Below are 16891 nucleotides of genomic sequence, written 5' to 3'. Positions count from 1 at the left end.
AGCCTGACCACCCCGTCCCACTCATCACTCCCCAATTGGCGACGCATCATGCGGCAGCACATCGCCCCCATACTCGCCGCGCTGAGCTTGGTGTCCGCAGCGGCCCTGCCCCCAGCACACGCTGCCAAAGCCCCCGCCGCGCAACCCAAGGTGGAATTCGTCACCACCATGGGCAATTTCGTGGTGCAGCTCGACCCGGCCCGGGCGCCTAAAACCGTGGCCAATTTTCTCGACTATGTGAAAAGCGGCTTCTACAAAGGCACCATTTTTCACCGCGTGATTCCCGGCTTCATGGTGCAAGGCGGTGGCTTCACCGCCGACATGCAGAAAAAACCTACCCGCGCGCCCATTCCGCTGGAGAGTCAGAACGGCCTGCGCAACCTCAAGGGCACCATCGCCATGGCGCGCACCTCCGACCCCAACTCGGCCACCTCGCAGTTCTTCGTCAACGTGGTCGACAACCCCAGCCTCGACTATCCCAAGCCCGACGGCTACGGCTACGCCGTGTTCGGCAAGGTCATTTCAGGCATGAACGTGATCGAAAAGATCGTGGCCGTGCCGACCAAGAACGAAGGCATGTTCCAGGACGTTCCCGTCAAGCCCATCGTCATCGAAGACGCCAAACTCCTCAACTAAAGCTGAAAACAGAAAGCCCATCATGGTCGAACTCCAAACCAACCACGGCAACATCCGCATCGAACTCGATACCGAGCACGCCCCCAAGTCGAGCGAAAACTTCCTCGCCTATGTGCGCTCGGGCCACTTCGACGGCACCGTTTTTCACCGCGTGATCGACGGTTTCATGATCCAGGGCGGCGGCTTCGAGCCCGGCATGAAGCAAAAGCCCACCCTCGCCCCGATTCAGAACGAAGCCAACAACGGCCTCAAAAACGACCGCTACACCCTCGCCATGGCCCGCACCTCCGATCCGCATTCGGCCACCGCGCAGTTTTTCATCAACGTCGCCGACAACGCCTTCCTCAACCACACCGCCCCCACGGCGCAAGGCTGGGGCTACGCCGTGTTCGGCAAAGTGGTCGAAGGACAAGACGTGGTGGACAAGATCAAGAGCGTGAAAACCGGCCGCAAGGGCTTTCACGACGACGTGCCGCAAGAAGACGTGGTCATCCTCAAAGCCGTCGAAGTTTGACAACGGCATCACCCCAAGATCGGGGCGGCAGTTCGCGTGTCGGCTAACACCTTGTCCGCAGAGGACGCCGCGCACGCCCCCCACCCCGAGCCCGCGTTCCCCAGCCTGATTGCCCTGCCCGCCTGGCGGCGCATCGCCCTCGTCTCCGATCTTCATCTAGGTGCGCAGGCCCCGCGCACCACGCAAACTTTCATCGCCTGGCTAGCCGACGCCGCCCGCGCGGCCGACGCCCTGTTCATCCTGGGCGACTTGTTCGAGGCCTGGATCGGCGACGATCTGCTCGACCCCGCCGCGCTGGCCGTCGCACCTGAAGACGCCGCCTGCGCCCACGACATCGCGGGCGCGCTGCGCGCCTACACCGACTCGGGCCGCGCCCTGTTCGTGCAGCACGGCAACCGCGACTTTCTGCTTGGCCAGCGGTTCCAGCAAGCCACCGGCGCGCAAATCCTGCCCGACCCCGTCGTGCTCACGTTTCAGGCCGAGCGCATCCTCCTCACCCACGGCGACCAGCTCTGCACCGCCGACACCGCCTACCAACAATTTCGCGCCACCGTGCGCAACGCCGAGTGGCAGCGGCAAGTGCTGGCCCAGCCGCTCGCTGCCCGCGTGCTGCAGGCCCGCGCCATGCGCGCCGCCAGCCACGCCGCGCAAGCCCGCCCCGAAAACTGGGCCGACGCCGATCCCGCCGAGGCCCACCGCTGGCTGACCCGCGCCGCCTGCACCTGGATGATCCACGGCCACACCCACCGCCCGCGCAACCACTGGCAAGGCGGAGAGCTCCGGCAAGTCCTCTCCGACTGGGACTGCGACACCCCCCACAGCACCCCGCCCCGCGCGCAGGCCCTCTGGCTCAGCGCCCAGGGCCAAGGAATCGAAGTCAGCAGCCAGCGCTGCGACTGACGTCTTTTCACCCCCCTCCAGCGCACAGGCTGGGGGGTTGTTGCACAGATTGATACAAAAAATACCGTTCGTCGGCCATAAACGACCGTTCGTCGGAAAGTCTGCGCACGAGCCTGCGAGGCATGGAAAACTTTGGTCACATTGTTTCAATTTGGAAACCACTGTGAACCACAGAATTTCTGGCTTCACGTTGATCGAATTGCTCGTCACCATCACGGTCGCAGCAGTTCTTTTGGCGGTTGCCGTCCCCAACTTTCAGAATCTGATGCTCAGCAACAAACTGAGCACCAGCGCCAACGCCGTGGTGTATGCACTGAATTTAGCCAAATCCGAAGCCGTCAAACGCAATCAGGATGTCAGTTTCACCAACAGCGCGCAGATCAAAAACACCGACGCCGCCGGAACAACGCTCGCCGCCGCCCCAGCGCTGCCAGCGGGCGTTCAAAAAGTCAGCGGAAAGGCGTTGATCGCTTCGCCAGCCGGATTCCTGAGACAGTCGACGGCAAACGCCGGATTCTCAGGCTTGGTGATGGATCTCTACGCCAGCAATCTACCGAGTAATCAACACCGCTGCGTCTATTTGATTACCGGCATCACTGCCGTGACCTGCACGGTGAACGGAACTGGAAATTGTCCCAATGCGCAACCCAACCCTTGCCAACAGTAAATCGGCGCCTTTTGAAAAAGGCCATCAGTCTCAGGTCGGCGCCGGTTTGCTGGAAATCCTGATCGCAGTACTGGTGCTGTCCATTGGTTTCCTCGGCATGTCCACATTGCTGGTGCGGTCGATGACCAACAACAACAGCGCCATGGCGCACACCCAAACCTCCGTGATCACCTACGCCATTCTCGATTCGTTGCGCGCCAATCGAACCGCCGCACTCAACGGCGACTACAACACGACCGCCACCTTCAAGTTGACAGATAGCACGCCAAGCTGTTCGCTATCCACAAATCTGACGGGCAGGCCCGACCGCGATGTTGAAGCATGGTGTTTGGGCTCTGGCGGCACGCCACCAGGCGGACTAGCCGCCCTGGGAAATGGCGCCACCGGAAAAATTGACTGCACCAGCAACGGCGATTGCACCGTGACCGTTACTTTCGACGACAGTCGCGCCACTGCCGGTTCAAGTACACAGACCTTCGTCACCAAGGCCATGCTATGAACCCAATCTCTACCCACATCAAAGCACAGGGTGCGTTACCGCGCCGCCAGCGCGGCATGACCCTCGTCGAACTCATGGTGGCCATGTTGCTTGGTCTGGTCGTGACCGGTGTGGCGGTCAGCGTCTTTCTGGCCAGTCGCAGCTCCTTCAAGACCAATATGGCGATCGGTGAAGTGCAGGATGGCTCACGCATCGCCTTTGAATTGCTGACACGCGATGCTCGCCAGGCATTGTTGACCGGCTGCGGCAACGGCACCTTTATTGCCAACGTGCTGAAAAACAGCGGTACAGACTGGTGGGCAAACTGGGGCAATGCGGTCCGCGGCTACGAAGCTAATTCTGCTGATCCGGCCGTCACCACTGGCGCAGCAACAGGCAACAGGCTCGCCGCTACCGATTCGGTGCAATTTATCGGCAGCGAAAACGGCGGCTTGAGCATTAAAACTGCGACAGCAAACAGCATCACCCTGTGGTCGGCAGCAACCGATTGGAAGAACGGCGACGCGCTGCTGATCTGCGACCCGGATCACGCGGCACTGGTTCAGTTGGGCGGCGGCGAAGGCACCGCAACGCTGACTTGGGCCGCCACAGGCGCCAACCCTGGAAACTGCACCGCCGACCTCGGCTTGCCAACAGCCGCTCCAGTTCCGCCCGCCACCGCGTGCACCACAGACCCCTACACCTTCCGCACGAATGCCCAGGTCTCGCGCCTCAATGCGGCAGACTGGTACATAGGCACCAACCCGACGGGCGGGCAGTCGCTCTACCGCATGACGCTAAGCAATAGCGGCGGCAGCCTGGCAGCGACTGCGCAGGAAATCGTGCGCAATGTCACAGACATGCAAATCCTCTATCACCAGCCTGGTGTAAATCCTCCCGCAGATTACATCGATGCCAACTCTGTGACCGACTGGAATGAAGTTGATGCGATGCAGGTCACCCTGACTCTGGCCAGCACCACCAAACAAACGGTGACGGATAGCAACGCCAAATCCCTCAACCGCACCGTGACGACCGTCATCGCGCTGCGTAACCGTTTGAGTTAAGCCATGCAATCGATCTATTCGACCCATTCATTTGAAGCAGGCGCCGTGCAGCGCCAGCGTGGCGTGGCGCTCATCGTCTCGCTGATTTTGCTGCTCATCGTCATGGTCATCGGTCTGGCGGCCATCCGCAGCACCACCCTGCAGGAAAAGATGTCCAGCAATCTGCAGGACCGCCAAATCGCGCTGCAGAACAGTGAAGCCGGGCTGCGCGTTGCGCAAGGATTGCTGCAAGCGAATACCGCAGTGATCTGGCGCGACTGCACCGTCGCCGCCACCCAGTGCGACAACAACCCCTCCGCACAGGCAACCATCGCCAACGCTTGGCAGACAGTACCGACCGGCACGGGCGCTAATCAGTACACCGCGGGCAGCAATGCAGCGGGACAGCCGCAGTATGTGATCGAAGACATGGGCCTCTGGAATGACCGCCGCACAGCCCTTGGCCCCCAGCAAACGGCCAACAGCGCGCAGTACGGGGCTGCCCCGGTTGTCCCAACGGCGCATTTCTACCGCATCACCGCGCGCAGCGCCGACCCAAGCACGTTGCCCGATCGGGCCACCGTCACCCTGCAAGCCTGGGTACGCAAATAACGCCAGTTGATCGCCAAGCAATTTCATAAATCTATTCCCCAAGGGACCCACCATGAGCCCGCAAGCAATGCCCCATCGTCCCCCACTTTGGAAGAAATTCGTCCTGCTTGGCGTTACCTGGGGCTTGTTGACCGCGCCCATCGCACAGGCTGCGGTATCGATAGCCCAGCAACCGTTGACGCTGAGCAATAACGTCCCCGGCAATCTCGTGCTCACGCCCTCGGTGGAATGGCCTACGGTCATGAGCATGGCCAACGTCGGTGCTTTCGATACGACCAAAACCTATTACGGCTACTTTGACCCCAACAAGTGCTACGGCTACACCATCGCAGATGCATCGGTGCCAGCCTTCGCGGGCGTTAACGGCAGCACCAACAACTACTTTGCGCCAGCCAGCGTCACGACCAGTCGCACATGCTCCAAAGCATGGAGCGGCAATTACCTGAACTGGGCCGCCACCCAAACCATCGATGTCTTTCGTTCAACGCTGACCGGTGGCAACCGGGTGGTGGACACAGCCAATCTCACCATTCTGGAAAAGGCGCGGCATACCGGTCAAACCCCGACGGGCGCTCTCAACATCTCGGGTGCGTCCACGGTAGCGAACAACACTCCTTCCAGCTTTAGCTACTTTTCGACAAAACTCAGTGGCCTGGGAAACCGGATGTACTTCATCTCGGCTAATAGCACTAGCGCCGACGACAAAGACGGCACATCCCGCAGCTTGCGCTATCTGCTCGATAATCCGGCCGTCGCGCAGAGCAAAGGCGCAGTCGAATTCGATCCGTCTGAGGGTGTGAAGTCTGGCTGGGTCTATTCCGTCAACATCGACGTGCAGGTCTGCAAAAGCGGCATGCTTGAAGACAACTGCGTCGCTTATGGCAGCAATGCCAAGCCCGAAGGGCTGATCCAGAAATACGCCTCCGTATTCACTTACAGCGTCTTCGGCTATCTCAATATTTCCAAGGTGCTGCAGGACAGCGCGGCGCTTCGAGCGCAGCAAGGCTTTGTCGGCCCGTATACCTATGAACCCGGAGCCACGCCTACCACTAACGCTCAGGCCGAATGGAGTGCCACCGACGGCACCTTCATCCGTAACCCGCAACCCACTGCCGCATCCGACACAACCAGCGCATATTCTGCAGTCCCGGCCATCCAAGACAGTGGAGTCATCAATTACATCAACAAATTCGGTCAGATGACCACGGCCAGTGACAAGAGCTACGACCCGGTAAGCGAGATGTATTACGCCGCGCTGCGCTACCTGAAACATCAAGGCCCGGTCGAGTCGTACAACAGCATCAGCAACTATCCGGATGGCACGGCTTACAAGATGACCGACGGCTTCCCCGTCGTCCGCACCTGGACCGACCCCTGGAAATACTCTTGCCAGCGTAGCTTCATTCTGGGCATCGGCGACGTGAACACCCACCGTGACAAAAACCTGCCGGGCAACGGAAATCGCAATGACGAACCCGCGGTACCTAGCGAAGTCAGCGCCGACACGACAGTTAATGTCGTCACAGCTACACAAAAAGTGGCAGCGCTGGAAGGCATCACCATCAAAGGCATGACAGCTGACGACAGTACCGGTTTCAGCGGCCGCTCTAACTCCGCCTATATCGCCGGCCTAGCCTACGACGCCCATACCGTCGATCTGCGGCCAGACCTGAGCGGCAAGCAGACCGTCTCAACCTACTGGGTCGATGTGATGGAAAACCAGGTTCTGGAAGGCAAGGCCAAGAACCAATACTGGCTTGCGGCCAAGTACGGTGGCTTCTCTGTACCGGCCAACTACGACCCCTATGCCAACACAACGGCGCTTCCAGACTCTTCGTGGTGGACCAACGGCCAGAAGCTGAGCACAGGCGACTATCGCCCAGACAATTTCTTCACGGGTGGCGACGCCAAAACCATGAAGGACTCTCTCGAGGCGGCCTTCTCGGCGATTGCCAGCGAAAACGTCGGCAGCACGGCTTCGCTTTCCACCAACTCCACGCAGCTCAACAGCGGCAGCCGTGTCTACCAGGCGAGCTACAAAGAGGGTGTCTGGAGTGGTTCGCTCAAAGCCTTCAACATCGATGCAACCACCGGCGCCGCAACCACTGAGGCTTGGGACGCGGCTCTCCAACTGCCCGCAGCGGGCGCCCGTACCGTCTACACGGCGGTCGGCGGCAGTTATGTGGAATTCAACAGCACCAATGTCAACGGCAAGTACGGCTGGACTACCGACCTGGTGAATTACATCCGTGGCGACGCCTCGAACGAAATTCGCAACGGCGGCGCCTATCGCAACCGCACCACGGCGCTGGGCGACATCATCAACTCGCAGCCGATCTATGTGGGCAAGCCCGAAGCGGGCCCCTATGCCAACGCTAAGTTCACCGGCTCCGCCAGTTTCAAAACCTTCGCCGCAACCCAGGCAACGCGCACGCCCACTATTTATGTCTCGGCCAACGACGGCATGCTGCATGGCTTCAATGCCAACACCGGTGTGGAAACCTTCGCCTTCATGCCCGGCGCGGTGCTCGCGGCCTCCACCAACCCCAGTGTGCTGGCTCAAAAGAGTTATGGCTCTGGGCTAAACCCCCATCAATATTTCAACGACGGTGAGATCACCGTGGCGGACGTCTATGCCGGCTCGCCCGCAGCATGGCGCACGGTACTGGTCGGCACAACAGGCCGCGGCACGACGCGCACCATCTACGCCCTGGACATCACCGACCCCGCATCTGTGAAATTTCTCTGGGAAGTTTCCGCTGGGTATCTCGGGCAGATCATCGGCAAACCCATCATCGCCCAGACGGCGAACGGTCAATGGTCAGTTCTGGTGGGCAACGGCATGAACAGTGACAGCGGCACTGCCGAACTGTTGCAGATCAGCCTGAACGACGGCACCGTCTCCCGTCATGCAACAAACACCGCAACAGACAACGGGCTCTCCACGCCTGCGGTCTGGATCGACAACCTTGCCAATGGCATCAGTACAAAGGCTTATGCCGGCGATCTGCAAGGTAATGTCTGGTCATTCGATCTTGCCAGCGCAACCAGCGCGGGCACCCTGCTGTTCACCGCAAAAGACGCCAGCAACAAGGCCCAACCCATTACCGCGCCCATGTTTGCCGCCAAAGACCCAGACACCAGAAATCTCTGGCTGTTTTTTGGCACCGGGCGCTATTTGGGCCAGGACGACCTCGCGAATAAGGATGTACAGAGCTGGTATGGGCTGAATGTGTCGCAGACCAGTTTTCCGATTGTCAAAAACGATCTTATCCAGCGCAGCATCACCGCAGAAATCGCTGGCACAGCGGCCGATCCGACCGCCACTCCGCCAGTCGCCGCAACTTTGCCCGCACGCACTGTCAGCGTGGGAACTGCTGGTGACATGGCCACCAAAAAAGGCTGGTACATGAACCTCTTGCCTCCCTCTAATACCGCCCAAGGTGAGCGCATGATCGTTGCGAACCAGGCATATCAGAACCTGCTCGTTGGCAGCACGCTCATTCCAGACAACGCTGATGTGTGCGCCCCATCAGGCCGCGGCTGGATCATGGCAGTCAATCCGTTCACGGGCACGAACCCGACCGACATCTTTTTCGACCGCAACGGAGATCGCCGTTTCAACGACTCAGACAAAGTCACCATGAGCGACCAAACCCTCATCCCAATTGCAGGCATCGGGCTTACGGGGCTCACCGGCTTGAGCAATTTCATCAGTACGACGCTTCTGGCCAATCAAAACGGCACCATTTTCAATACCCAGGTCAATCCGCAGGTTTCCAACCCCGGGCGGGTTTCCTGGGCAGAACTCATCAACCCCTGAGCGGAGGCTTATTCATGCGGCATTTCAACCGAGCAATTTTTGCCCCCGGCCGTGCGCGCCAGCTGGCTCTACGGGGTTTTACGCTGATCGAACTGATGATCGTCGTGGCCATCGTGGCCATCATCGCGGCTGTCGGCTACCCCTCCTACATCAGCCATATCACCAAAACCAAACGAGTAGCCGCTGAAGCCTGTCTCAGTGAGTATGCCAACTATATGGAACGGTATTACTCGACCAACTTGCGATATGACCAAGATTCGGCAGGAGATAAAAACACGCTCCCCACACTTTCATGCGCTTCAGATCTGAGTGCTGATTACAAATTCAGCTTTGCCGCCACGCCCGGCCAGTCCACTTATCAAGTGAATGCCGTGCCGCAGGGATCTCAAGCTAGCCGTGATACTGAATGCAACACAATTTCACTGAATCAGGCGGGAACAAAAACAATAAGCGGCACAGGCACGGTGGCCTCCTGCTGGTAAGAAAAATTTTTTAATTTGTCAAAAAATCAAGAGAATATTTTGCTTTCAGTGATTGAACTTGCCATAATTGAGGCTGCCTCAACCATTCAGAGGGTCTCACAGTGCGGAGTTCATACCCATCTCGAATCGACAACTGCCGTGGCGTCAGCTATGCGGAGTTGTTGGTCGTCGTGGCTCTCGGGGGGTTGATGACTGCACTCGCAGCGCCTGCGTTTTCTCATCTGCTTGCTCAGCATCGCCTCACCGTCAGCAGCAATGCCTTGATGAGCGCCTTCATGATGGCGCGACAGTCTGCCATCACCCAAAATCAGGTTGTGGCGCTCTGCGCGGGTAACCCAGAGTCAGGATGCCATTCAGATTGGGGGAGCGGTGAATGGCTCATTTTCACGGATCGCAACCAAAATGGAGCCCGTGACGCCGACGACACTTTGATTCAGAGCGGATCTACGGCGCAGGAGAGTGGCATTCAAATTCTGCCCAATCGCCCCATGCAGAAGCCCGTTCTTTTCCAGCCCATTGGGCATGCCGAGCAACCCAGTGGCGCATTTGCAGCGGGAACGTTGCGTCTATGCAGCAACACGTTGAACACGGTTTTGGGTGTCGATCTGATCTTGTCCAAATCAGGCAATATCCGCGCTCAGCCACACCATTCGGCCGGAAATTGCGCGCGTCCTTGATCCGTCGTGGAAGTCCGGCTTGATCGAGTCTTCCGTCCTTCCCTGGATCGCCGCCCTCGGCGTCGGCCTGCTGATCGGCATCGAGCGCGAGCGCAGTCAGCCGCCTGAATCGCCTGCGGGCCTGCGCAGTTTTGTGCTGGCGGCGCTTGCGGGTGCGACTGCGGGCGTGCTAGGGCCGGCGGCGCTGGGGGTGGTGCTCGCGGCTTTTGCCTTGCTGACGTTTGCGGGATATACGCAAACGCGCAAAGCCGATCCAGGGCTGACGACGGAATTCGCCCTGCTGCTCACGGTGCTGATTGGCGCGCTCGCCCAGCAGTCGCCCGGTTGGGCTGCGGGGCTGGGCGTCGTGGTCGCGGGGATTTTGGCGGCCAAAACGACGCTGCATGGGTTCGTGCGTCATGTTTTGAGCACGCAGGAACTGGAATCCGGTCTGTTGCTGGCAGCCGCGGCGCTGGTCGTGCTGCCACTGTTGCCCGATCAGCCCATCGCGTGGTTGGCGGGGCTGAACCTGCATACCCTGTGGCTGCTAGCGGTGCTGGTGATGGCGATTCAGTCGGTGGGGCATGTGGCGGTGCGGGCGTTTGGCAGTCAGCGCGGTCTGGCGCTTTCCGGGCTGGCCGGCGGGTTTGTTTCCAGCACAGCCACCATTGCCAGCATGGCGCAACGCGCACGGCTGGATGCCTCCCTGCAGGGCGATTGCCTGCGGGCGGCTTTGTTGTCGAATCTGGCTACCGTGGTGGAGTTGAGCGTGCTCATCGCGCTGATCGATCCGGCTTTGCTCCCTGGTCTGCTGCCCGCCGTGGGGCTGTACGGGGCGGGCGCGCTGCTGGCGGTGGGCGCGACATGGCGTCTGGCGCGAAGCGCGCCGCAGAGTTCGGCCTTGTCTGACCAAGCAGAGGCAGCGCGGCGTCCGTTCCAGCCGCTGCAGGCGTTGTTGTTTGCGGCTCTTCTTGCGGGCGTGCTGCTGGCTGCCGAGGCCGCGCGCAGCATGCTGGGTAGCGATGCGGCACTGGCGGCAACCGGGCTGGCAGGATTTGCCGACGCGCACGCAGCGGCAGCTTCTGCCGCGCAAATGGCGGTCAATGGCGCTTTTTCGTCCTGGCAGGCCTTGCTCGCCATCGGCCTTGCCCTGGCGACCAACGCGGTGAGCAAAATCGTCGCCGGATTCGCCGGGGCGCAGTGGACTTTTGGCGTGGTCAATCTCGCCGCTCAGTTCGGCCTGATCGGCTTGTTCTGGCTGGGGTTGTGGCTGGGGAATGCTCAGGCGTAAGGGGTGGCTAAAATCGGTCGGTTTGGCGCGCGTACTGCGCGCAAGCCGCCCCACCACCCCGCACCGCTTGACATCGTGGACATTTCCGAGAAACCGTCCCTCCATCCCGCATGAATACTGACGCCCCCCATCCGCCCGCCGCTGACGACAGCCACCTCATCGCGGAGCGCCGCGCCAAACTCGCCGCGTTGCGCGAGGTCGGTCCGGCGTTTCCGAATGATTTCAAGCCCACGCACCAGGCAGCCAGCCTGCAGGCGCAACTTGGGGGCGACGAGCCCGACGCGCCCGACGCGCTCGAAGCGGCTGGCGTGCGGGTGCGGGTGGCGGGCCGCATGATGCTCAAGCGCGTGATGGGCAAGGCCAGTTTTGCCACTTTGCAGGACGGTACGGGGCGCATTCAGATCCACGTTTCCAACGATGTCACTGGTGAAGAGGCCCATGCCGCCTTCAAACACTACGACCTGGGCGACTGGATCGGTTGCGACGGCGTGCTGTTCAAAACGCGCACCGGCGAGCTGACCATTCGGGCCGAGCAGGTGCGATTGCTGGTCAAGTCGCTGCGCCCCTTGCCCGACAAGTTTCACGGCCTCGAAGACGTGGAAACGCGCTACCGCCAGCGTTATGTCGATCTCATCGTCACACCAGAATCGCGCGAACGCTTCGCGCTGCGCAGCAAGGCCATCGCGGCGCTGCGCAACGAAATGCTGGCAGCGGGTTTCATGGAGGTTGAGACGCCCATGCTGCACCCCATTCCCGGAGGTGCTGCGGCCAAACCGTTCATCACGCACCACAACGCGCTCGATCAGCAGATGTATCTGCGCATCGCGCCCGAGCTTTACCTCAAGCGCCTGCTGGTGGGCGGCTTCGAGCGGGTGTTCGAGATCAACCGCAATTTCCGCAACGAAGGCCTGAGCCCGCGGCACAACCCCGAGTTCACCATGATGGAGTTCTACGCCGCCTGGTGGACCTACCGCGACCAGATGGATTTCACCGAGGCGCTGATTCGCAACACCGCGCAACTCACCTGCGGCACTGCGGTGCTCACCCACCAAGGGCGCACGCTGGACTTGAGCGCGCCGTTTGCTCGGCTGACCTTGACGCAGGCCATCCAGAAGCACGCCCCCGACTACACCGACGCGCAACTGGCCGATGACGGCTTTTTGCGCGGCGAGTTGCGCCGTCTCGACGCCGATCACGCCCCGCACAAACTCAAGGGCATGGGACTGGGCGCTTTGCAACTCGCGCTGTTTGAGCAAGTCGCCGAGCATATGCTGTGGGAGCCGACCTTCATCGTCGATTATCCGGTGGAAGTGTCGCCCCTGGCCCGCGCCGCCGATGCCGATGCGAACACGACCGAGCGCTTCGAGCTGTTCATCACCGGCCGCGAAATCGCCAACGGCTTCTCCGAGCTGAACGACCCCGAAGACCAGGCCGCCCGCTTTCAGTCGCAAGTGCAGGCCAAGGAAGCCGGCGACGACGAAGCCATGTATTTCGACGCCGATTATGTACGGGCACTGGAATACGGCATGCCGCCCGCCGGGGGCTGCGGCATCGGCATCGACCGGCTGGTCATGCTGCTCACCGACGCGCCCAGCATCCGCGACGTCATTCTCTTCCCCGCCCTGCGCTTCGAAGGCTAAAGCCCCTAAAACTCATGTCCACCCTCATCTGCGGTTCGCTCGCCTTCGACACCATCACCACCTTCGACGGCCGCTTTGCCGAGCACATCCTGCCCGACAAAGTGCATATTCTGAACATCAGCTTTCTGGTGCCCACCATGCGGCGCGAGTTTGGCGGGTGCGCGGGCAATATCGCCTACAGCTTGGCGCTGCTGGGGGGTGACCCGCTCATCCTCGGCGCCCTGGGCGCGGACGGCCAGAGCTATCTCGACCGCCTTGATGCGCTGCACATTGCCCGCACTTACGTCGGGCAACTGGCCGACAGTTTTACCGCGCAGGCGCACATCATCACCGACCGCGACAACAACCAGATCACCTCCTTCCACCCCGGCGCCATGGGCCGGGCGCACGAGCTGCCCGTGCCACTGGACGCCGGGGTCGATCTCGCCATCATCGCGCCAGACGGCCGCTCGGCCATGATCGACCATGCCGCGCAGCTTGCCGCAGCGGGCATCCCGTTCATCTTCGATCCGGGTCAGGGCATGCCGCTGTTCGACGGCGCCGATCTGCGCGATTTCATCGCCAAAGCCAGTTGGGTGGCGGTGAACGACTACGAGGCCGAGCTACTGGTGGAGCGCACCGGCTGGAGCCTCGACCACATCGCCTCCCAAGTGCGCGGAGTGATCGTCACGCGGGGCGAACACGGCTGCCGCATCTGGAGCGAAGGCGGCGGCGCCACCGACATTCCCGGCGCCCCCGCCAGCCAGGTGCTCGACCCGACCGGTTGCGGCGACGCCTTCCGCGCCGGTTTATTGTTCGGGCTGTCCAAAGGCTGGGCCTTGGCCGACAGCACCCGCCTGGGCAATGTGCTCGGCGCGGAAAAAATCGCCGTGCACGGCCCGCAAAATCACCACATCACCCTGCAGGGCGCGCTCGAACGCCTGCAAACCGTCTATGGCAGCGCCCCGCAAGCGGCCTAACGGCCTGAACCCGGGCTTAACCCGCGATCACAAGGCTTGCAAATTCATGCGCGCGGGATTGAAATGCAAGCCGTGGAACGTATTTAGCCTGTGTTAGTCTGACTGTCAGCGTCCACTTCCAGGAACGGAGTTTTGCCATGAATGAACAACGCGATTACACCATCTACGCCCAACCCGGCGGCGCTGCGACTGTGCGCAACAAGGTACTGCGGCAGACGTATTCGCTGCTGGCCCTCTCTCTCATTCCCACCGTGATCGGCGCGTGGGTCGGCATGGCCACGGGGCTGAATCTGGCCATGGCGCAAAGCCCCGGCATGACCATGATCGTCTTCCTGGTCGGCGCCTTCGGCCTGATGTTCGCCATTGAGCGCACCAAAAATTCCAGCGCCGGGGTGGGGCTGCTGCTGCTGTTCACTTTCTTCATGGGGGTCATGCTGTCGCAAATGCTCGGCTTCGTGCTGGGCATGAGCAACGGGCCGCAGCTCATCATGCTGGCCTTCGGCGGCACGGCGGTGATTTTCGGCGCCATGGCCACGCTGGCGAATGTGGTCAAGCGTGATTTGTCCGGCTTGTCGAAAATGCTGTTCGTCGGCGTGATCCTGCTCATCCTCGCGGGCATCGCCAATATCTGGCTACAACTGCCTGCGCTGATGCTGACCTTCTCGGTCGTGGCCATTGTGATTTTCTCGGCCTTCATGCTGATCGACGTGCAGCGGGTGATCAACGGCGGCGAAACCAACTACATCACCGCCACGCTGGCGATCTACCTCGACATCTACAACGTGTTCGTCAACCTGCTGTCCATTCTGAGCTTTTTCAGCGGCGGCGGGCGCCGGTAAGCGCGAAACAGTCCCACGAAAAACGCCCGCAATTGCGGGCGTTTTTTTATGGGCAACGATGGGCTCAATCGCGCTCGAACACCGCCATCGATTCCACATGGGCCGTGTGAGGAAACATATTCATCACCCCTGCGGCACGTAAGGTGTAACCCGCCTGATGCACCAGCAGGCCGGCATCACGCGCCAAGGTTGCCGGATTGCAGGACACATAAACAATGCGGCGCGGCGGTTTGAATGGTGCGACCGGGGGTGCGACCGGCTTGGGCGCCGCGCTTGCCTCCCCTGCGGCCCGCGTCTCCTCCTCGCCCGGCGTTCCCAGCGGCCCGTTCACTGCCTCGGCCAGCGCCTTGCACAGTGCCAGCGCGCCATCGCGCGGCGGGTCCACCAACCACAGGTCGGCCTCGCCGTAGGCTCTGAGATCGTCCGCATCCATCTCGAACAGGTTGCGGGCGGTGAACACGACTTTGTCTTGCAGATCGTTGTGCAAGGCGTTGTCGAGCGCCCGTGCCACCAGCGTGGCGCTGCCCTCCACGCCCAGCACCTGCCGCGCCTGCGTGGCGATGGGCAGGGTGAAATTGCCCAGACCGCAAAACCAGTCGATCACCCGGTCGGTACGCCGGGCGCCCAGCAGACGCAAGGCCCGCGCCACCATCACGCGGTTGATCTGCGGATTCACCTGGGTGAAATCGGTCGGGCGAAACGGCATGACGATGCCGAACTCGGGCAAGGCATAGCTCAGGGGTTCGGCGTCGGGGTCTAGCGGCGCCACCGAATCGGGCCCTTTGGGCTGAAGCCACCACTGCACGCCATGCTGTTGTCCAAAGTCGCGCAGGCGTTGCCGATCCGCGTCGGTCAAGGGTTCGAGGTGGCGCAACACCAGAACGGTCACCCGATCGCCCATCGCCAGTTCGATCTGCGGCGCGCGCTCAGGCCGGGACAGGCCGGCGATCAGCTCGCGCAAGGGCAGCAACAGATCGGACACTGCCCTCGGCAAAACTTCGCAACTGCGCATATCCGCAACGTAGCTCGAGCCTTTTTCGTGAAAACCGACCAACACCCCGCCCTTTTTCACCACCAGGCGAACGGTCAGCCGCGCGCGGGTGCGATAGCCCCAGTTGGGCCCGGCGATGGGCCGCAGAAGGAGTTGCGGCTTCAGGCGGCTCAAATGCCAAAAGTCATCTTCGAGAATGCGCTGTTTGAACGCCAACTGCGCGGCCGGATCGACATGCTGCATGCTGCAGCCGCCGCAAACGCCGAAATGGGGGCATCGCGGCGTCACCCGGCTGCTCGCCGTGCTGGCCCAGGCCACTGCCTCGCCAGACTCCCAGTTGCGCTTGCTGCGGTGGATGCGCGCCTGCACCCGTTCTCCGGGCAAGGCATTGGCGACGAACACCACTTTGCCGTTTTCGCTGCGCCCGACCCCGCGGGCCTCAAGATCCAGGCTGTCGATCTGCAGCCATTCCAATCGTTGTTCCATCCGGCTATTGGAACAGACCCTAGCCTTCCCGCGCGGCGGCTTGCTCCGGCCAGGCTGCGAGATATTCCTGCCAGTGCGATTCCTGCGCCGCGAGGGTGCCCAGGGTGTGTCGCACCAGGTCGATTTCGTCGGCGTATTCGCTCGCGGACAAGGCCCCGCGCATGAGCTGAAAGCGGCAATACAGCAGATAGGTGTTCATGACATCGGTCTCGCAATAGCGGCGGATGTCGTCGGTCTGCCCGGCAAGCCAGGCATCAAAAACCTTGCTGCCGTCCATGCCCAGCTTGCCGGGAAAGCCGCACAGCTTGGCAAGCACGTCCATCGGCGCATTGGCGCGCGGCTGGTAGAGCGCCAGCAGGTCCATCAGGTCGAGATGCCGGGTGTGGTAGCGGGAAATGTAGTTATTCCACTTCATCTCGCGGTCATCTTCTCCCATATCCCAGTATTTCGGCGCCGTCACCCCGTGCACCAGGCCACGGTAGTGCAGCACGGGCAGGTCAAAACCGCCCCCGTTCCAGGAAACGAGCTGAGGCGCGTGCTTTTCGATCACGCGGAAAAAGCTCTGCACCACCTGCCCTTCCTGTCCACCTTGATCGACGAAGGAGTGGATTTTCAGCCCCTCGTGATTGCGAAAGGTGCACGAGATGACCAGCACGCGCTGACAATGCACCGGGAGAAAATCGCTCCCGGTCTTTTCCAGACGGCGGGCCTGCGCCTGAAGCACGGCGGCTGCGTCGTCAAGCTCGGGGTCGGCCAGACCCGCAGCGCGCAACGCGGCGGGGTCGGGGATGGTTTCAATATCAAAGGTGACGATGGGCGTGCGAATCATGGCGGGAAGCAAAAATCAAAAAGGCAGAACCAGCCAGAGCAA

The 16891-nt window shown here is 61.3% G+C and carries 16 protein-coding genes; 14 read left to right on the top strand and 2 right to left on the bottom strand.

Features of this window, described 5'->3' with window-relative positions; genetic code table 11:
- Nucleotides 1-48 precede the first annotated feature (48 nt).
- From THI_RS02085 to THI_RS02020, 14 genes are all read left to right on the top strand, one after another.
- Nucleotides 49-636, top strand: a complete 588-nt coding sequence (locus tag THI_RS02085; protein ID WP_013104571.1) for a peptidylprolyl isomerase — start codon at nt 49-51, stop codon at nt 634-636.
- Nucleotides 637-658: 22 nt separating this feature from the next.
- Nucleotides 659-1150 (top strand): peptidylprolyl isomerase, encoded by a 492-nt coding sequence (locus THI_RS02080; protein ID WP_013104570.1) that lies wholly within the window; start codon nt 659-661, stop codon nt 1148-1150.
- A gap of 51 nt (nt 1151-1201) precedes the next feature.
- Nucleotides 1202-2050, top strand: coding sequence for a UDP-2,3-diacylglucosamine diphosphatase (locus THI_RS02075; protein WP_013104569.1), 849 nt, complete (start codon nt 1202-1204; stop codon nt 2048-2050).
- 163 nt (nt 2051-2213) lie between these two features.
- Nucleotides 2214-2717: a pilus assembly FimT family protein gene (locus THI_RS02070; RefSeq protein ID WP_013104568.1), complete on the top strand. Its 504-nt coding sequence runs from the start codon at nt 2214-2216 to the stop codon at nt 2715-2717.
- The gene (gene pilV, locus THI_RS02065) at nt 2689-3216 is read left to right on the top strand and encodes a type IV pilus modification protein PilV (RefSeq protein WP_050985893.1); all 528 of its coding nucleotides are present in this window, start codon (nt 2689-2691) and stop codon (nt 3214-3216) included. The genes THI_RS02070 and pilV overlap by 29 nt, the downstream gene beginning before the upstream one ends.
- Nucleotides 3213-4262 carry a PilW family protein gene (locus THI_RS02060; RefSeq protein ID WP_013104566.1) on the top strand — a complete coding sequence of 350 codons (1050 nt, stop codon included), beginning with the start codon at nt 3213-3215 and terminating at the stop codon, nt 4260-4262. The genes pilV and THI_RS02060 overlap by 4 nt, the downstream gene beginning before the upstream one ends.
- 3 nt (nt 4263-4265) lie before the next feature.
- Nucleotides 4266-4853, top strand: coding sequence for a pilus assembly PilX family protein (locus THI_RS02055; RefSeq protein ID WP_013104565.1), 588 nt, complete (start codon nt 4266-4268; stop codon nt 4851-4853).
- Nucleotides 4854-4905: 52 nt separating this feature from the next.
- The gene (locus THI_RS02050) at nt 4906-8676 is read left to right on the top strand and encodes a pilus assembly protein (RefSeq protein ID WP_013104564.1); all 3771 of its coding nucleotides are present in this window, start codon (nt 4906-4908) and stop codon (nt 8674-8676) included.
- 14 nt (nt 8677-8690) lie between these two features.
- Complete coding sequence (locus tag THI_RS02045; protein ID WP_013104563.1) at nt 8691-9158, top strand: type IV pilin protein; 468 nt, start codon at nt 8691-8693, stop codon at nt 9156-9158.
- Nucleotides 9159-9346: 188 nt separating this feature from the next.
- A complete protein-coding gene (locus tag THI_RS02040) occupies nt 9347-9835 on the top strand; it encodes a GspH/FimT family protein (protein ID WP_050985890.1) in 489 nt (162 codons plus the stop codon).
- Nucleotides 9836-9854: 19 nt separating this feature from the next.
- On the top strand, nt 9855-11105 hold the full coding sequence (locus tag THI_RS02035) for an MgtC/SapB family protein (protein WP_013104561.1): 1251 nt from the start codon (nt 9855-9857) through the stop codon (nt 11103-11105).
- A gap of 110 nt (nt 11106-11215) precedes the next feature.
- A complete protein-coding gene (gene lysS / locus THI_RS02030; protein ID WP_013104560.1) occupies nt 11216-12745 on the top strand; it encodes a lysine--tRNA ligase in 1530 nt (509 codons plus the stop codon).
- Between the two features lie 14 nt (nt 12746-12759).
- Nucleotides 12760-13704, top strand: a complete 945-nt coding sequence (locus tag THI_RS02025; RefSeq protein ID WP_013104559.1) for a carbohydrate kinase family protein — start codon at nt 12760-12762, stop codon at nt 13702-13704.
- Between the two features lie 137 nt (nt 13705-13841).
- Entirely contained in the window at nt 13842-14543 is a 702-nt protein-coding gene (locus tag THI_RS02020) for a Bax inhibitor-1/YccA family protein (RefSeq protein ID WP_013104558.1), read from the top strand.
- 64 nt (nt 14544-14607) lie between these two features.
- On the opposite strand, the gene rlmD is transcribed toward THI_RS02020, so the two are convergent.
- Both rlmD and THI_RS02010 read right to left on the bottom strand, forming a co-directional pair.
- A complete protein-coding gene (rlmD, locus tag THI_RS02015; RefSeq protein WP_013104557.1) occupies nt 14608-16020 on the bottom strand; it encodes a 23S rRNA (uracil(1939)-C(5))-methyltransferase RlmD in 1413 nt (470 codons plus the stop codon).
- 19 nt (nt 16021-16039) lie between these two features.
- The gene (locus tag THI_RS02010) at nt 16040-16849 is read right to left on the bottom strand and encodes a 3'-5' exonuclease (RefSeq protein WP_013104556.1); all 810 of its coding nucleotides are present in this window, start codon (nt 16847-16849) and stop codon (nt 16040-16042) included.
- Nucleotides 16850-16891 lie beyond the last annotated feature (42 nt).

Origin of the sequence: Thiomonas arsenitoxydans, from assembly GCF_000253115.1 — a bacterium.
Taxonomy (GTDB): Bacteria; Pseudomonadota; Gammaproteobacteria; order Burkholderiales; family Burkholderiaceae_C; genus Thiomonas; species Thiomonas arsenitoxydans.
The sequence above is the reverse complement of the archived record's forward strand: the minus strand, read 5'-3'. Positions and strand labels throughout refer to the sequence as shown.